This is a genomic window from Myxococcales bacterium, from assembly GCA_012513515.1.
Taxonomy (GTDB): Bacteria; UBA10199; UBA10199; order 2-02-FULL-44-16; family JAAZCA01; genus JAAZCA01.
Map to the genome: position 1 here is coordinate 78,688 of JAAZCA010000005.1, position 15,104 is coordinate 93,791.

Sequence of the window (15,104 nt, forward strand, 5' to 3'; positions counted from 1 at the left end):
TCAACTCCCCTGTTTTACGGAAGCGGCAAGGTCCATCGAAAGTTTGAATTTAACCTCTCCCTTTACTCCCTTGCTGACATTTCCCGTGCTGACATTTGCAAATTTGCTGGACTTGTCGAATGTCTGTTTCACTACATCGACAGTCTTGAAATCATCGACTACGCCAGAGAGCGTAACTCTTCCCTCGCCTATGCTGAGATCCACCACCTCTATCTTCAGCTGATCCCTCGGAGGAAGAGCCTCAGAGATATCCTTCATGATATTGAGCGGTGAAGCGCCAACCATCGAATTGAGCTGGGCGATTCTCTCATCGACCTCCGCTTGTTTTGACTTTATGAGGGAAAGCGCCGCTTTCGGAGTTCCCAAGGCCCGAACCGGCGTGTCCGGCATCGCCTGTTTGACTATCGTAGTAACATCATCGCGAAGTTTGTCGACTTGTCTTTTCACCGAATAATATTTTGCGCTGAAATTTACAAGAGCGAGAAAAATAATTGCACCGGCCACGATCGCAACTTTGCGAACGCTCCCGCCCAACTTTTCAACATCCCCCTTGAAAGCAAACTCCCCCTTGCGAAGGTTCACATCAGGGCCGCTCCCGGCAACCCCCTTAAGGGCGAGGGCCAGTGCCTGTGATATGACATGGCGGTGAGCCTCTCCTCTATCTATTTTGGAGAAGTGAAAATCGAGGCAGTTGAGATAAGTGACGTTCATCTTCATGACATCGGATAGATATCTGTCAAGCCCCGGCAATCTTGAAGACCCTCCTGAAAGATAGATGCCTTCTACAGGAACATCCTCCATCTCCCTGAATGTAAAAAGAGTCTGCCTTAGATGCAGCAGGAATTCATCTAGAACTCCACGGATGGCTGTGACAACACCCTTTGAAATGTCATCCATGACCTCATCGTCAACTAGGGGGATCTGCCCCATCTCTATTTTCAGACGCTCGGCCTCGTCGTAGGGTACGTTGAGCTGCTTAGCTATCGCCTGCGTTATCGTTTTTCCTGCAATGGATATGGCCCTGATGTAACCGAGATTTCTCCCGTGGCAGATGGTAACGGTACTCTTCTCGTGGCCGATATCCAGTATGGCATAGGCCCCCTCAGGTGGAACCATCCCCAAGTTGACCAGATTGACAAAATCTATCCCTTCCACGCAGACGTATCTCGGGTCTATGCTGACAGATTCCAGGGTCGAAAGTTCTTTGGCGAGGTCGAGCTTTTGAACATAAACCGCCATGATCCTGGATGTATTTTTCTCCTGCCACAGAACCGCATAGTCCAGAGTCACCTTCTCAATATCGAATGGGATAAAGCTCTCTACCTCAAAAGAGATCGCCTCATCTATTTTTTTCGAACTGCTAAATGGAAAGGTAAGAAGCCTTGAGGTCACCTTCTGGGCTGGGAAACCAACGGCCGCCACCTCCCAAGCGATGTTAAAATCATCTATCAATCCCTGCAGAGCGATGGCCCTCGATTCGTCAGGGGTCAGGAGTTCATTGTATTGAACGGGGCGTTCATAAAATTCCACAAATGAAAAACTCTTAAAGCCCCGCTCTATGACGGCCACTTTTACGGAATAACTCCCGATATCGATTCCTATAACCCTCTGTGGCATAGCATTATCCGCCTTTAATTTCCCTGCGAGAATAGCACAGCCGAACTGTCATATCAAACTGGTTAATATCGCTAATAGATCCTCCAGTACAGGATCTTCCATTTTTTGGGGTCCTGATTCTCAACATCAAGAACGGCCTTTATTCTAACCGTGGTATCTCCAGCCTGCCCAGCCAGTTTTAACGTGAAGAACCTGCTGCTTGAAGTGAGGTAGCTGGCGAAGGTGGAACCTCCCCGCATTCCGGTCTGCCCGGTCCCCTGATCTTCATCGGTCGTACCGCGAATAGCCTTGTCCAAGGCATCGGCTATTTTCGATACGGCCTGATCACCTATCCCGCTATCCGCGCAGGCGGTGTTGATGGAATCGTAGAGACGATTCATCTCATCAACGTCGCCTGTTCTCACGGGGGGAAGATCCGGCGTAGAGGATATGTATCTCACGATCAGACTTTCAACGATTTCCCTGGGCGCGGTGCATGGATTTATCTTACCATCGCCATAGATGGTAAAATTTTCCTGCAGCTCCGGAAACCATAGATCCGTAACGCCGTCGATCAGATAAGCCTCCAGTAGCGTTATCAATTTTGAGTTTCTGGGTTGATATGGAACTCCGAGTCTGTCGTAAATCGATCGTTCCGCTCCGCCGATGCGACCGCTTATCTCATTTATCTCACCATCCGTATCAATCCAGTCACCTATGTTGTCCACTATCTGCGAAATCTGCACCCCAGAGTCCTCAAAGAGGGCTTCATATTTTTTATCTGAAAGAAATTTATAGAGATACTGTTTGTATTCGTCGAATGGACTGGGTTTGCCATCCCCTGCAGATGTCTTGCTCAGCCCCACAAATCCATTCAAATTGATTTTTGTCCCCTCGTCGATGCATTCGCCGTCGAAGTCACCCTCGAATTCGAGAAATTCAGAGGCCATTTTTTCTGCGGATACCGAGGCGCTGCGCTGAAGGCGCTCTATCTTATCCTCGATCTGAGATTCCTCTCCGCCTTCCCCTTCATCCTCTTCACCACCCGCCCCGCCCATGAGCCCCTCCAAACCGCCACCTGTGAAGACGGCTCGTATCAATCCCGTCGAAAGAGGAAACTGCTGACAGAGCGGCATATTAGCGGCTCCCCCAAGATATTGAGAGAGGTTCTGACTCTGCACGATCTGGCGAAACATCCTGTCGAACTTTAGTTCCAGCAGCATGAAGCTGTATGCGGACTTGGCGAGGTAATACGATTGAAGCCTGTCTCTCTCGTTCATAGCAAGGTTGTAGTTAACATTCGTGTTGTACGCGAATTCAACCAGAACGGTGGAAAGAACCACGATGGCCGATAAAACCAGCATGAGAGCTACACCTTTTTTGTTAAACACTCTTTTCATCAGCATGGTCCTGACATTCAAAGCCCTATCGGGTTCTCCCACAAAGCCAGCATGACAGCGGTTGAAAGTGTAATTTCTGCCCCATCATCGTCCGGATCCGGAAACGCAATCCCGATCCTCACAGCCATGGGCAACTTCATACTCCAATCCACCATCTCGCTGTTCCATGTCTTCATCCACTCGCGTTTGGCAGGATGGTAGTACTCGAGGTTGAATTCCCTTATTCCCTCGACAAGAACGAGTGGCTTCCCCTTTACATCGGTGGTGTTATCCAGCCACGGATCGGCACGCCGGATGAGATTGTAGACCCCGGGTTCATCGGATGGAACCACCTCGTAAGAAATTTTGACCTGATCGCATTCCTTGGCCTGTTTGTATAGCCGCATGTGCGAAAGGGATGTAAACTTAAGTAAATCCTGAGCACCCTGGTCATCCCCTATGAAAAAAGTTTTGGCGCCGGAGGTGAACGCCGCCTGTTCTGACCCTGCCCCCTCACCTGCAACTTTCTTGCTGAGAAAGGCCACTGCGAGGTCGTCGGATATCTTGCGCAGCACTACCCGGCCATTTTGAAAGACCGAGTCCCTAAGCTCGGTGCGCTCTTTAGCCCTGAAACTTTGGGAGGAAGACGACCATATCAGGGTCATGATGACCCCCAGTATCGCCACGGCGATGAGGACTTCCAACAACGTGAATCCTTTTTGCAAAATATTTTTCATTGTTCCGACAAACCTCAAAGTTTGACTATATGGGTAACCACATCTACTGATTGTTCTTCACCAAGCTCCAACCACTTGATCTTCAGTTTCAACTCCCTCACGGTTTTGGATATTTCTTTCGTCAATTGCTGGCCGATCATCTGCTGAAAACCGCCCTCTTCGCCGGTCATGGGAGCTGGCAGCTCAACTTTTTTGACTTCCATCTCCCAAGAATAGTCTTCATAGGGCTCGTCGAATTTTCCCTCTTCACTTTTCTCATCGGGAAACTCATTCATCTGTATACCCTTGTGGAGTTCAACTTCGATCTCAACCATCTTCTGCCTTGCCAGCATGGTGGCAACCGTCATCCTCTCGGCGCGACCACTCGTTATCAGCGTATTCCCGGAAAAATCCATCAATGCCAAAAGGGATACCGCCAGTATCGCCATGGCGACCATCACCTCGAGCAGAGTAAAACCGTGGGATTTTTTTGAGGGACCGTCGAGCATCATTCCTCCAATGACCTGTAGGAATCTTCTATGCTGACCCGCCCGCTTATGGGACTTGTCTTTAGCGAATAAATCAACTCGTCATCCTCGTCGCGAAAATTTATTATGGCGCTCTGAACATAGCCGTTTGGGAAAAAATAAATCTCCGCCTGACCGGAATCCATTGGGAAATTTCTGTGTTCGACGTAGATATCCTTGAAGAAAATTCCATCAGGAAGTTTGCTCGGCTTGAGAAGATAAGAATCTACCTGGGTAAAAACCGGTTCCTTTCTTTCCACAGGAGGAATGTTTTCAGCCCCAGGCACAAGGGGATTAACTTCGGCGGTTTTCTGAGATCCCGCTTTTTCCTCTTCCTTTTTGGAATCCTTCTTTGCATAAGGGCGAGAAGAGGAGCTTTCATCCTCCTTGATTATCGTGACCGGATCGGAGGTCGCCTCCACCCAGTAAGCGTTCTCTGAGATATCCAGAACAAGCTTCACGTATATGCCCTCAGTGGCCGATTTGTTATAGATATATCTTATTGTGGAGCCCATCTTGGCAGTCGCCTTCTTCATGTTGAGATCGAGCATGTCGTCCATATTACCCATTACGATACCAAGTATTAGACCAAGAACCGCCAAAGCGACGATGATCTCAAAGAGAGTGAATCCGGAATGTCTGCGTATGATTTTTTTCATCTCGAATGAATTTAAAAATGGCCGACCCGGACCGGAAGTTCCGACCGGGCCGGCCTAGATTTTTTAAAAATATCAGTTCATGGCATCAGAAGAGCTTATATCGGCATCAGCCCCTTCCCCGCCTTCCTGGCAGTCGGCGCCAAGAGAATAAATCTCATAGGGATGTCCCTGTTGGCCTGGCTGAAAGTACTGATAGTCGCACCCGAATGGATCCTGAGGAAGCCTTCCCCCTTTGAGATAGCCGTTAGGGGGATATCTCTTGGGAAGCCTTCCTATGGTGGGTCGCTCAACGAGGGCGGCAAGCCCCTGCTCGGTGGAAGGATAATACCCGTTATCCCTTCTGAAGTGTTCCAGAGCCTCTTCAAAAACCTTTATCTGCGACATCGCAGTCTTCTGCTTTGCCTCATCAAGGCTATCCATCACGTTGACAGTAACGACTGTAGCGATAAGACCAAGGATCGTGATAACGACCATGATCTCGATAAGCGTCATACCTCTCACATCACCCCAAAACTTCCTCATTTCACCCCTCCTTGTGTAAAGTTTAATGACTGTATTTTATCCCAGCTGATTGAGCTTCATGATCGGTAGCAATATCGACAGCACTATAAAAGAGACCACCGCTGCCATAACTATTATCATGAGAGGCTCGAGAAGCGTAGTAAGCGTTGCTAAAGTGTTATCGACCTCCGAATCGAAAGTATCCGCCACCCTTTCAAGCATGCTCTCAAGTTCGCCCGTCTTTTCACCGATCGCTATCATGTGTGTCACAAGCGGCGGAAATTCCTTGCTCCTCTTGAGAGGGTCAGCGACACTCTGTCCTTCCCTTACGCTGTCGCGCGTCTGCTCTATCACATCGCGAAGCCTGGTATTTGTAACTATATTTCGAACTATGTCCATAGAAACAAGAAGAGGAACTCCGCTGGCAAGAAGCGTTGCAAGCGTGCGCGAAAATCTTGCGATTATGATCATCCTGTTGAGCTTGCCAAAAAGCGGAACCGTTAAGGCTTTGCGATCCCACAGAGCTATGCCGGCAGGAGTTTTCAGATACTTTTTCACTCCGTATACAAGCAGGGGGACTCCAATCGCAAAGATGTACCAATAATTTGAAATGGCGCCGCTGACTCCCATCAAAATCTTCGTGGGAAGAGGAAGCGTCGCACCTGTATCCTCAAATATAGCGGTCACCTTCGGAACAACGACAACCAGAAGGGCTATCATGAGCAGCAATCCGACCACCGACATGATGACTGGATATATCATAGCCCCGATGACCTTGCTGCGCAACTTAGCCTGTCCTTCGGTAAAATCGGCAAGCCTCTGGAGAACTACATCTAGAGTACCGCTGTTCTCTCCGGCGTTTATCATGTTGACATAGAGGTCCCCAAATACCTTTGGATATCCCTTTAAAGCATCGGACAATTTGCTGCCCTCTATGACCTTGTCCTTGACGCGGGCAAGTATGCTGCGCAGCTTCGGATTTTCAACCTGATCCACCAAGGCGGTCAGGGCGTCGACAAGCGGGATATTCGCATCTAAGAGGGTGGCTAGCTGTCTGGTCATAACAGCGACCTCCTGGACCTTGATCCTCTGAAAGTATTTCGAAAAATCGATCTGCATCCCGAGGCCGACCTTTTGCTTCATCGCCCCTTCTATGCCAAGAGAGGTCGGAAATATATTCATTCGGCGCAACTTGACTCTGGCCGCACGTTCATTTTCCGCATCCACCGTCCCGGCGGCGCGCTTGCCTTTCGAATCTATTCCTACATATTGAAAAACAGGCATCCGCTACATCCCTTTCTAAACGCTGTCTTCCTGCGTCACTCTCATAACCTCGGCTATCGACGTCATGCCGAGAAGAACCTTCTGCGCGGCATCCTGGCGAAGAGTTTTCATTCCCTGGGCAACGGCCACGTTTTTTATCGTCGCAGCATCGGACCCCTTCATCAGCTCAGCCCTCACATTGTCGGTAACCATCATGATCTCATGTATGGCCATTCGTCCCGAGTACCCGGTCTCCATGCAGACAGGGCAGCCGACGGGCTTGAATATCTGGCGGCCCTTCAGATCTTCTAGCTTCAGTCCGATCTGAGCGAGTTCCTCTTCGTCGGGAACGTACTTTCTGGCGCAGTCCCTGCAAACCGTACGCACCAGCCTCTGCGCAGCGATTCCGAGAACGGACGATGCGACCAAAAACGGCTCGACCCCCATCTCAACAAGCCTCGTTATCGAGCTTGGCGCATCGTTCGTATGAAGCGTTGAGAGAACCAAGTGACCCGTCAGCGATGCCTGGATGGCGACTTCAACCGTCTCACGGTCGCGAATCTCGCCGACGAGTATGATATCCGGATCCTGCCTGAGAAATGCGCGAAGCCCGGAAGCAAAGGTCAGATCGATCTTCGGATTCACTTGCATCTGATTCACGCCATGCAGCTGATACTCGACGGGATCTTCAACCGTAAGTATCTTCACATCGCCCGTATTGAGCCTGGAGAGAGCCGAATACAGGGTGGTCGTCTTTCCTGAACCGGTAGGGCCGGTGACGAGCAAGATCCCATTGTGATAACTTAGAAGCTTTTTGAATATTCCAAGATTTTCACGGGAAAAACCGAGGGACTCCACGTCGAGCAGAATCGCGCTCGCATCGAGGAGCCTCATCACCACGCTCTCGCCGTGCGCCGTGGGAATAGTGGAAACGCGAATGTCGATATCCTTTCCCGCGATTTTGATGCGTATTCTACCGTCCTGCGGCATCCTCTTCTCGGCGATATTCAACTGACTCATAATCTTTACGCGGGAGATAATGGAATTCTGTGCGCGCTTTGGCGGAGTCATTATGTCGTACAAAATACCGTTGATCCTGAACCTGATTTTAAGTTCCCGTTCAAATGGCTCTATGTGAATATCGCTGGCCTTCTGCTTCACGGCTCTAAACAACAGTGAGTTAACAAGACGGATGATGGGAGCCTCATCGTCGGCATCAAGCAGATCGACCGGCTCGTTGAAATCGTCGGCGATCTCGGTCCCTTCGTCGAGCTCGCTCATCTGATCTTCGCCAGAGCCCGTGGCCTTATTGTAAACCGCGTTGATCGCGTTGACTATCTCATACGAGCTGGCGATAACCGGTTTTATATCACAGCCAAAAAGTATCCTGAGATCATCGAGCGCGAAAAAATTGGTCGGATCAGCGATGGCCACATGAACCAGATTTCCTTCCTTGCGAAGCGGAAGGACCTCATTTTGCTTGGCGTAGTTTATCGGAAGATTGGAGATCAGATCGGTGGCTATCGCTTCCACGTCAATTTTATTTTCGTATGGAAAACCGAGTTGGATCGAGAGCGCTTTAAGTATATCCTCCGAGCGAAGAAATTTTAGCTGAACGAGGGCGTCACCCAGTTTGATCCCTCGCTCGCGCTGAACGGCGAGGGCCTGCTCCAACTGATCTTCAGTGAGAGAGCTTGTTTCCAGCAGAATTGCGCCTAGGCTTCTTTCCTCCATACCCCGTTCAATCCCCCTTTAAACGATCGATCAATAACCGAAATCAGGCGACCCCTTTTGATTCAGCTTCGGCGTCCCCGGCGCCGTGCTTTGCTGTGGCGCTAACTGAGGAGGCGGAGCCAAATACTGCATCTGCGGAGCGCCGTCAGCGCCCAGCGGTGCGACGGTTATCACGGGCTGCGAAACGGCCAGAGGTGCAGTCCCCGGCTGCTGATAGTTCTGCCCTGAAGATGAAACGGGAACTGCTGGTCTGGGAGCGTAGTCGAGCAAATCAGCCCTATGAGCGGCAAGCGATTCGTTAATCTGCCTCTGCTGCCTTCTGCCAAAATTATTTGAAACGAAATCATTGCGCTGCTGAATCTTTCTCTTGGTAATTTCCGCGAAGTCCGAAGGATCGCGAATGACGTACGGAGTTATGAAGACAAGAAGATTCGTTTTATTTCCCTGTTTACTCCTGTACTGAAAGAGCCAGCCGAGAATAGGAATATCGCCAAGCAGAGGTATCTTGCTCCTGTTGGAAGTATCCATATCTTCCATCAAACCGCCCAGCACCACGGTCTGGCCATCCATGGCGACGACTGTGGTCTGAATTTCCCTTTTGGTAGTATCAGCGGCGCCGGTGTCAGGATTTGGGACCGAGGTAAAATTCGAAAGTTTATGGTGAATCTGGAGCCTCACCGAATCCCCTTCGGTGATCTGCGGAGTGATCTTGAGCATCAAACCGGCCTCCAATGGAGTCGGCTCGAAAGTCGTGGTTCCGGCATTGGCGATCGTAGTGGATTTTTTGGCATAGATGGTCTTGCTGACATCGATGCTCGCCTCCTGATTGTCGAGGGTGAGAATATTCGGCGTCGAAACGATATTGGCCTGCGACTGAGTCTGAAGAAAATTCAGAAAAGCGGCAAAAGCCGGGATGGTGAGCTCCTGCGAACCGCCGCCGCTGCTCGGTATATCGATCGTGATAGTATCCCTTGAAAGAAGACCGCCCAACAAACCAGGCTGCGAAAAAAGACCGGTGGGTGTAAAAAACTGAGCGGGGTTCATCCCGCTGAAACTCGAACCTCCGAAACCGATCAGGCTGCCGGCCGTTCCACCGCCATAGCCGGTAGCGCCGGCGGTAGAACCACGCGTAACGGACAATTCCATGACTATGGACTCGAGATAGACCTGCCGCCTAGGGACATCGAGTTTGGAGATCAACTCGTCGACCAGTCTCTTATAGTCTTTGGCCGAAGAGGTAATTATAAGCGCGTTGGTAGTTTCATCTGCACCTATCTTTATTTCGTCTCCAAAGCTCGCAACGGCTGTTCCGGCCGCACCCTTGCTTCCATCACCCTTTGCAGCCCCCTTTGCAGTACCCATCGAACGCGCCCCCGACGTGATAGCAGAAAGGGTTTCAGCCATCTCCATAGCGTTGGCGTATTTCAGGTAATGCACATGGATGTTGCCCCCCTCCCCCATATCGAGGGGAACATCCAGCTTGGCAATGACCTCTCTGACTTTTCCTATAGCCCTCTTGCTCGCATAGACGATGATGGAATTTGTGCGTTCGTCGGCTATGATTTTTGAAACCTCTTTCAACTCTTCCAATTGGGAACCGGTCGTCGCCCCTCTCCTTGTTGTAGCTGTCGGTCTGGCTGTCGTCCCCCTGGAGGACTGCTGTTCTATCTCAAAAATATTCAACACAGTCGCCGCGACCTGCGTAGCATCCGCATAATTTATCGGCACGATTTCAAGAACCTGCTGTGGCCCCTCCTGATCGAGCTCCTTGATGATCTTCATGAGGCGATCGATGTTAGTTCCGGAATCCGTAATCACCAGGGTGTTGGTAGAGGGATAGGCAAACATATTTCCATTTTTCGAAATCAGATCCTTGATTGCGCTGGACATATCAAGGGCGCTGATATTCTGAAGCGAGATAAGCCTGGTCACGTAGCTGTCGGTCTCAGGCGTGCTGTCAACGTAGATCGGAATGGGCGACGATATCGCATCCTTGAGCGCAACTATCTTAATGATCCCCCCGGGCCCCGTCACTGTAGTAAAACCGCCGACCTCGAGGGCCGAAAGAAAGGCCTGATACGCCTCCTCTTTGGTCATCTTCCTCTCGGAGAGAATCGTGACCTTTCCCCTGATTTTGTCGTCGATGATGAAATTTTTTCCGGTCGCCTTGCTGATCTGTTTGATTATGTCCTTTATGTCCTGGTCCTGGACATTGAGATAGACCAGATCATCCTCCTCAGCAGAGGGCGAGACGGGGACAGGATCCTGCTCCAGAGGAACGGTTCTCACGTCCCCCGCCTGAGGGAGCCTTACCGTGCGCCCCCCTTCTTCATCCTGCGCAAGGGAAAGCACAGGAGAGAGGATAAGCGTAAAAATGAGTAAAAACGCCAATGTATTTTTAACGTATCTCATATTCAAGTGTGGTGGGCTGGCCCTGCCTTATCAGGTCCAGCGCTATGCTCTTTTGATCCTTGAGCTGATTAAAAATTTCAAAACCCCTTTTGATATCCAGTTCGAGGCCATTGATTTTTTGAAGGACATCCCCTCTCCTGAGGCCGAGCTTAGCAAATAGGGAACCATTCTTCACCGACAAAATCTTCATCCCCGAAACTCTGTTTCCCGAAAAATTCGGCACCGCTCTTATGTCCGTGTAGAGCTTATCAAGATTCTGAAGGGCATTCTCTACCTCGCGCTGATCCACCGCAAACTTCCCCCCCTCCTGAACGACGGTAAGATCTTTTTTCTCACCCTTGTCAGCCGGAGCGGCAGAGGCAAGCGCATCTGCCGGAGCACCGAATATGCTCGGCCCCCCGTCAGCCATCACCTCCGCATATTCTAGGCGTTCGCCGTTTAAAAATTCGATCCGGTCCGGCTGAACCAGGACGAGCTTCGTGTTCGGGGCGAAGCTCTCCTCATCCCCTACGGCATAGACGTTGAAAGTCGAGCCTCCCTTCCCGGTCCCGCCCGTGATAGTGGCGGTGGACCTCTTGTCGCGCCCGGCACCCACGACCAGAACTCCTATCACTTTGATCCCGAGGCTGGTGGGAACAGCCTGTCCTGAAATATAACTTTCGTCGCTATCACTTTTAGACTCCCTCTCTACAGGCGCGTCCGGTGCCCTCTCCGAAGGGTCAAACATATTGCGCTCTACTATCACGCTATAATCCGAGAGCGGCCTGCGCTCGCTTTGGACAGGAGGGGCGTCAGCAACGGTTAAAACCCCTATCGACTTCTTGACCTCAAGGCTTTTGCCTACATAGACGCTGGTGATCCTGGCCAAAAAAAACGAGCAAAGCAGCACACCTATAAGATCTATAATCCACGAGTACTGGCGAAAAAAACCACCCATTAAGCGGCTCCCCTTTTGCGGGCATTATACATATGGTCGCAATAAGTTAAAACAGAAAAATACTTAAAAATAACAATATCTTTTGCCACTTGCGGCAAAACTTTTCACAAAAATTTTGGATGGGCCTGTCAAAAGCTTTAGGGTAGAAGATTATACATATCAATAGTATAGCGGCTATTTCAAAACTTAGTATGTAACAATAGGGGCTAGCACGCTAATTTAAAAATGATTAAGTTTGGAAATTGATGATTGGCGCACTATAAATCAACCCGTTGGCCAGCAATAGTTACAGGATTTTATCAGTCACAAGGTCGGCCGGGGCGAACCCTCCTGCAGAGCGGAATCTCGTTCGATGGGTATAAAAAATTTAAACGAAGCCCCGTTCTCCTCGTGGCTTTCTACCCATATCCTCCCGCCATGCATCTCTATGAACTGCCTCGCCAGCGACAACCCTAGCCCGGTTCCGCCAAAGCTCCTGGTGATAGAGCTGTCGGCCTGGCGAAACATCTCGAATATCTTGTCGTGCTGGTCTTCCGGGACTCCTATGCCGCTGTCAGTAACCTGAAACAAGACGAGATCCCCCCCATGTCTCATCCTCAAATTGCCGTTACCCTTTGGAAAGACGTCGGAATTCGAATTCTCGAGCGTAACCTCGACCCTTATCCAACCCTTAGGCGGGGTGAACTTATTGGCATTGGCCATAAGGTTCAGGATAACCTGCTGTATCTTTCTCTCGTCCCCTTTCACGATCGGAATCTCGGGATCTATGCTGAGCTCAAAGAGCTGAGACTTTCTTTTTATCAGCGGGGAGATGGTCGCCACCACGCGCCTTACGGTTTCTTCGATGCTGAAGGAGGTAATGTCTAACTCCATACGGCCGGATTCTATCTTGGTTAAATCGAGGAGACTGTTGATCATCTCGAGAAGATCGGCGGCATTGTGGAGCACCTCCTTGACGCTGTCGCGCTGCTCCTCAGAAAGCTCGCCCATCACCTCCTCCATGAGTAGCTCTGAAAAGCCTATGATGGCGGTTAGAGGTGTACGAAGTTCGTGGCTCATGGTCGCCAGGAACTCCGACTTAACATCGTTGGCCCTCTTCAAGTCCTCGTTCATCCTGCGAAGCCTATCAACCATAGCCGCCGCCTCGAGGGAAAGCGCGGCCTGGTTGGCGAAGGACTCCATAGTGGCGACCTGTTCATCCTCAAAAAACGGATATTTGCTAAAGCCTATAAGAGCCCCAAGGACGTTCCCCTCCAGGACGAGGGGAAGGGCTATCATCTTTCGCACACCCATCAGGTGTTGAAGCTTTTCACACCTCTCAGGGGAAAGGTTGGATGTAAAGCCACCGAAGATCTCGTGAATCTCCCTCCTGAAAACTATCCTGTGTTTCGATATCTCGCGCATTATCTGGTTGTTTTCCAAAAGTTCCGAAAGGGGAAATTCCATTCCGTCCGGAGAGGCGCCGAGAATCTCGGAAATCTCGGCCGTGCGCGGGTGCGTGCCGGGGGTGTACAGGCGAATCATGTCCCTCTTCCTGTCGAAGTGCAGAAGTATCGCCGATTCCAGCTCAAGCCCCTGCAAAACCCCGGCAAGGAGCTGATGTATGACATTGCTAATCACCGCCACGCTCCTCACCGCAGCCCCCACGCTGTGAAGAGCGGTCAGTTCTCTATTTCGTTTTTCGAGCGCCCTCTCCCTCTGCTGGGAGAAAAAAATCGAGACCTTGACGGTATAGATGACCGCAGCCATGAATATCACGAGAAGCGTGAAGTGCGCCGCCGATGTGTAGGTCGGAATCGGAAGTCTGCCGCCGTAATTATAAATCAGGGGCGGAAAAACGCCAAATTTACAGAGGAGCAGAAAAACGCCATATGTCAGACCGGAAAAAACAGCGATCAATCCTGCTAGATAATGATTGTATATAAATCCCGCTGTCATCGCATAGAATAGGTAGAGGATGAAATTTGAGCTGTGCGGCCCCCCTGTCAGGTAGATGACCGCAGTTATAGCGACCAGGTCGCTCATCAGCTCAGCTATGAAAGAGGATATCAGAAACCTATCTCTGATGACGTTATAGTAGGCAATTGCGGTGACAAAAAAACAGCAGAGTATCAGCAGCCCAGCCCCTATGGCCTGGGCGAGGATCCCGCGTGTGAAAAAGAGAAAGAAGGCCCAAAAGCCGACAAATGCTAAAATCCTCAATTTGGTAGTAAATATGTGGCGCCGGCGATAGTCGGGCACGAAGGTATCTATCAGGTTCTCACGGGAGATCATTTGGTGGGGAGTATTATCAAGGGGTTGTGATTATAGCAAGAGATTCGGTCCACAAACCGTAAGCAAACTCCTTGACTTTGCTTCGGAATCCCATTAGTAACGCCGGGCTTTCAAGGAGGAAATCATGGCAAGAGTTACGGTTGAGGATTGTCTTGAAAACGTTGAAAATCGCTTCGCGCTTGTACACGCAGCAGCGCTTAGAACGAAACAACTCTACAAGGGGTCCCGTCCGATCGTCTCCTGCAAAAACAAGGAGGCTGTAACCTCGCTCAGGGAAATCGCCGAAGGCAAGGTTCGGATCGTCTCCGATGATCTGACCCCATCTGAAAAATAAGATATTCCATAAAATTTTATTTTTTGAAATATTGCAGGCGGAATGGCGCGCTCTTTTCAAATTTGCTGAGGGAACTTTCTCTTCGTTGCATACATGCCGGAGTGGCGGAATTGGCAGACGCAGCAGACTCAAAATCTGCCGAAGCTTACCCTTCGTGCCGGTTCAAGTCCGGCCTCCGGCACAATCCGGCTCTTTTTACAAAAGGGCTGGATTGAAAATAGCATTGGAAAATAGAAAATGGAGGCGAATGTCTTTTCCTTTTGAAAGATTGGATGTGTATCGAAAATCGATAGACGTTATCGAAAAAATCGAAGACATCTGCGAGTCTCTAAAGGGAAAGATAAGCCGTTCACTCCAGGATCAGTTTAGCAGAGCAGCAATGTCTATAGCGCTTAATATTGCTGAAGGAAATGGGAAGGGACACAAAGCGGAAAAAAGACAGTTTTTCTGGATAGCTCGCGGTTCCTGTTTTGAATGCATACCTATAATCCAAATCCTTCACCGGAAAAAACTGTTAACTGACATTCAACACTCCGACTTATTTGAATCGCTCGAAATTATCGCTAAAATGTTAACAAATTTAATAAAGTCGGTTGAGAAAAACTTGGAAGGCTGAAGTCGATTGACAATTTTCTAATGCTATTTTCTATCCCGCCGCAGGCGGGATTTGCCGAGATAGCTCAGCTGGTAGAGCAGCTGATTTAGGCAGCCCTTATGAAAGCGGCTGCGCATGCAGACGGTTTCGTTAGGGCTGCGAATCCCTGGAGTGCGA

At 50.1% G+C, this 15,104-nt stretch carries 13 protein-coding genes and 1 tRNA gene; 3 read left to right on the plus strand and 11 right to left on the minus strand.

What is annotated here, in order from left to right:
* The 11 genes from GX659_01180 to GX659_01230 all read right to left on the minus strand — a co-directional run bounded on the left by GX659_01180 (position 1) and on the right by GX659_01230 (position 13,998).
* Positions 1-1,617: a pilus assembly protein PilM gene (locus GX659_01180; GenBank protein ID NLD27403.1), complete on the minus strand. Its 1,617-nt coding sequence runs from the start codon at positions 1,615-1,617 to the stop codon at positions 1-3.
* 71 nt (positions 1,618-1,688) lie between these two features.
* A complete protein-coding gene (locus GX659_01185) occupies positions 1,689-2,996 on the minus strand; it encodes a general secretion pathway protein GspK (protein ID NLD27404.1) in 1,308 nt (435 codons plus the stop codon).
* A 17-nt stretch (positions 2,997-3,013) separates the two neighbouring features.
* On the minus strand, positions 3,014-3,712 hold the full coding sequence (locus GX659_01190; GenBank protein NLD27405.1) for a prepilin-type N-terminal cleavage/methylation domain-containing protein: 699 nt from the start codon (positions 3,710-3,712) through the stop codon (positions 3,014-3,016).
* Positions 3,713-3,726: 14 nt separating this feature from the next.
* A complete protein-coding gene (locus tag GX659_01195; protein NLD27406.1) occupies positions 3,727-4,203 on the minus strand; it encodes a prepilin-type N-terminal cleavage/methylation domain-containing protein in 477 nt (158 codons plus the stop codon).
* Positions 4,200-4,877, minus strand: a complete 678-nt coding sequence (locus GX659_01200) for a prepilin-type N-terminal cleavage/methylation domain-containing protein (GenBank protein ID NLD27407.1) — start codon at positions 4,875-4,877, stop codon at positions 4,200-4,202. Before GX659_01200 ends, GX659_01195 begins: the two co-directional genes overlap by 4 nt.
* 72 nt (positions 4,878-4,949) lie before the next feature.
* Positions 4,950-5,399 (minus strand): type II secretion system major pseudopilin GspG, encoded by a 450-nt coding sequence (gspG, locus tag GX659_01205; protein NLD27408.1) that lies wholly within the window; start codon positions 5,397-5,399, stop codon positions 4,950-4,952.
* Positions 5,400-5,435: 36 nt separating this feature from the next.
* Positions 5,436-6,662, minus strand: a complete 1,227-nt coding sequence (gspF, locus tag GX659_01210; protein NLD27409.1) for a type II secretion system inner membrane protein GspF — start codon at positions 6,660-6,662, stop codon at positions 5,436-5,438.
* Between the two features lie 15 nt (positions 6,663-6,677).
* A complete protein-coding gene (gspE, locus tag GX659_01215) occupies positions 6,678-8,375 on the minus strand; it encodes a type II secretion system ATPase GspE (protein NLD27410.1) in 1,698 nt (565 codons plus the stop codon).
* 30 nt (positions 8,376-8,405) lie between these two features.
* Positions 8,406-10,787 carry a type II secretion system secretin GspD gene (gspD, locus tag GX659_01220; GenBank protein NLD27411.1) on the minus strand — a complete coding sequence of 794 codons (2,382 nt, stop codon included), beginning with the start codon at positions 10,785-10,787 and terminating at the stop codon, positions 8,406-8,408.
* Positions 10,774-11,724 carry a hypothetical protein gene (locus GX659_01225; protein ID NLD27412.1) on the minus strand — a complete coding sequence of 317 codons (951 nt, stop codon included), beginning with the start codon at positions 11,722-11,724 and terminating at the stop codon, positions 10,774-10,776. The genes gspD and GX659_01225 overlap by 14 nt, the downstream gene beginning before the upstream one ends.
* Before the next feature lie 303 nt (positions 11,725-12,027).
* The gene (locus tag GX659_01230; protein ID NLD27413.1) at positions 12,028-13,998 is read right to left on the minus strand and encodes a GAF domain-containing protein; all 1,971 of its coding nucleotides are present in this window, start codon (positions 13,996-13,998) and stop codon (positions 12,028-12,030) included.
* Between the two features lie 124 nt (positions 13,999-14,122).
* On the opposite strand from GX659_01230, the gene GX659_01235 reads away from it, so the two are divergent.
* From GX659_01235 to GX659_01245, 3 genes are all read left to right on the plus strand, one after another.
* The gene (locus GX659_01235; GenBank protein ID NLD27414.1) at positions 14,123-14,332 is read left to right on the plus strand and encodes a DNA-directed RNA polymerase subunit omega; all 210 of its coding nucleotides are present in this window, start codon (positions 14,123-14,125) and stop codon (positions 14,330-14,332) included.
* A 95-nt stretch (positions 14,333-14,427) separates the two neighbouring features.
* Positions 14,428-14,513 (plus strand) — tRNA-Leu (locus tag GX659_01240).
* Between the two features lie 66 nt (positions 14,514-14,579).
* Positions 14,580-14,948: a four helix bundle protein gene (locus GX659_01245; protein NLD27415.1), complete on the plus strand. Its 369-nt coding sequence runs from the start codon at positions 14,580-14,582 to the stop codon at positions 14,946-14,948.
* The last annotated feature ends 156 nt before the right edge of the window (positions 14,949-15,104 follow it).

Bases quoted from the DNA above. Each gene is read 5' to 3' on its own strand.
- GX659_01195 (NLD27406.1), bottom strand. From the start codon at position 4,203: ATGATGCTCGACGGTCCCTCAAAAAAATCCCACGGTTTTACTCTGCTC.
- gspE (NLD27410.1), bottom strand. From the start codon at position 8,375: ATGGAGGAAAGAAGCCTAGGCGCAATTCTGCTGGAAACAAGCTCTCTC.
- GX659_01185 (NLD27404.1), bottom strand. From the start codon at position 2,996: ATGAAAAGAGTGTTTAACAAAAAAGGTGTAGCTCTCATGCTGGTTTTA.
- GX659_01225 (NLD27412.1), bottom strand. From the start codon at position 11,724: ATGGGTGGTTTTTTTCGCCAGTACTCGTGGATTATAGATCTTATAGGT.
- GX659_01190 (NLD27405.1), bottom strand. From the start codon at position 3,712: ATGAAAAATATTTTGCAAAAAGGATTCACGTTGTTGGAAGTCCTCATC.
- gspD (NLD27411.1), bottom strand. From the start codon at position 10,787: ATGAGATACGTTAAAAATACATTGGCGTTTTTACTCATTTTTACGCTT.
- GX659_01230 (NLD27413.1), bottom strand. From the start codon at position 13,998: ATGATCTCCCGTGAGAACCTGATAGATACCTTCGTGCCCGACTATCGC.
- gspF (NLD27409.1), bottom strand. From the start codon at position 6,662: ATGCCTGTTTTTCAATATGTAGGAATAGATTCGAAAGGCAAGCGCGCC.
- GX659_01245 (NLD27415.1), top strand. From the start codon at position 14,580: ATGTCTTTTCCTTTTGAAAGATTGGATGTGTATCGAAAATCGATAGAC.
- GX659_01180 (NLD27403.1), bottom strand. From the start codon at position 1,617: ATGCCACAGAGGGTTATAGGAATCGATATCGGGAGTTATTCCGTAAAA.
- GX659_01200 (NLD27407.1), bottom strand. From the start codon at position 4,877: ATGAAAAAAATCATACGCAGACATTCCGGATTCACTCTCTTTGAGATC.
- GX659_01235 (NLD27414.1), top strand. From the start codon at position 14,123: ATGGCAAGAGTTACGGTTGAGGATTGTCTTGAAAACGTTGAAAATCGC.
- gspG (NLD27408.1), bottom strand. From the start codon at position 5,399: ATGAGGAAGTTTTGGGGTGATGTGAGAGGTATGACGCTTATCGAGATC.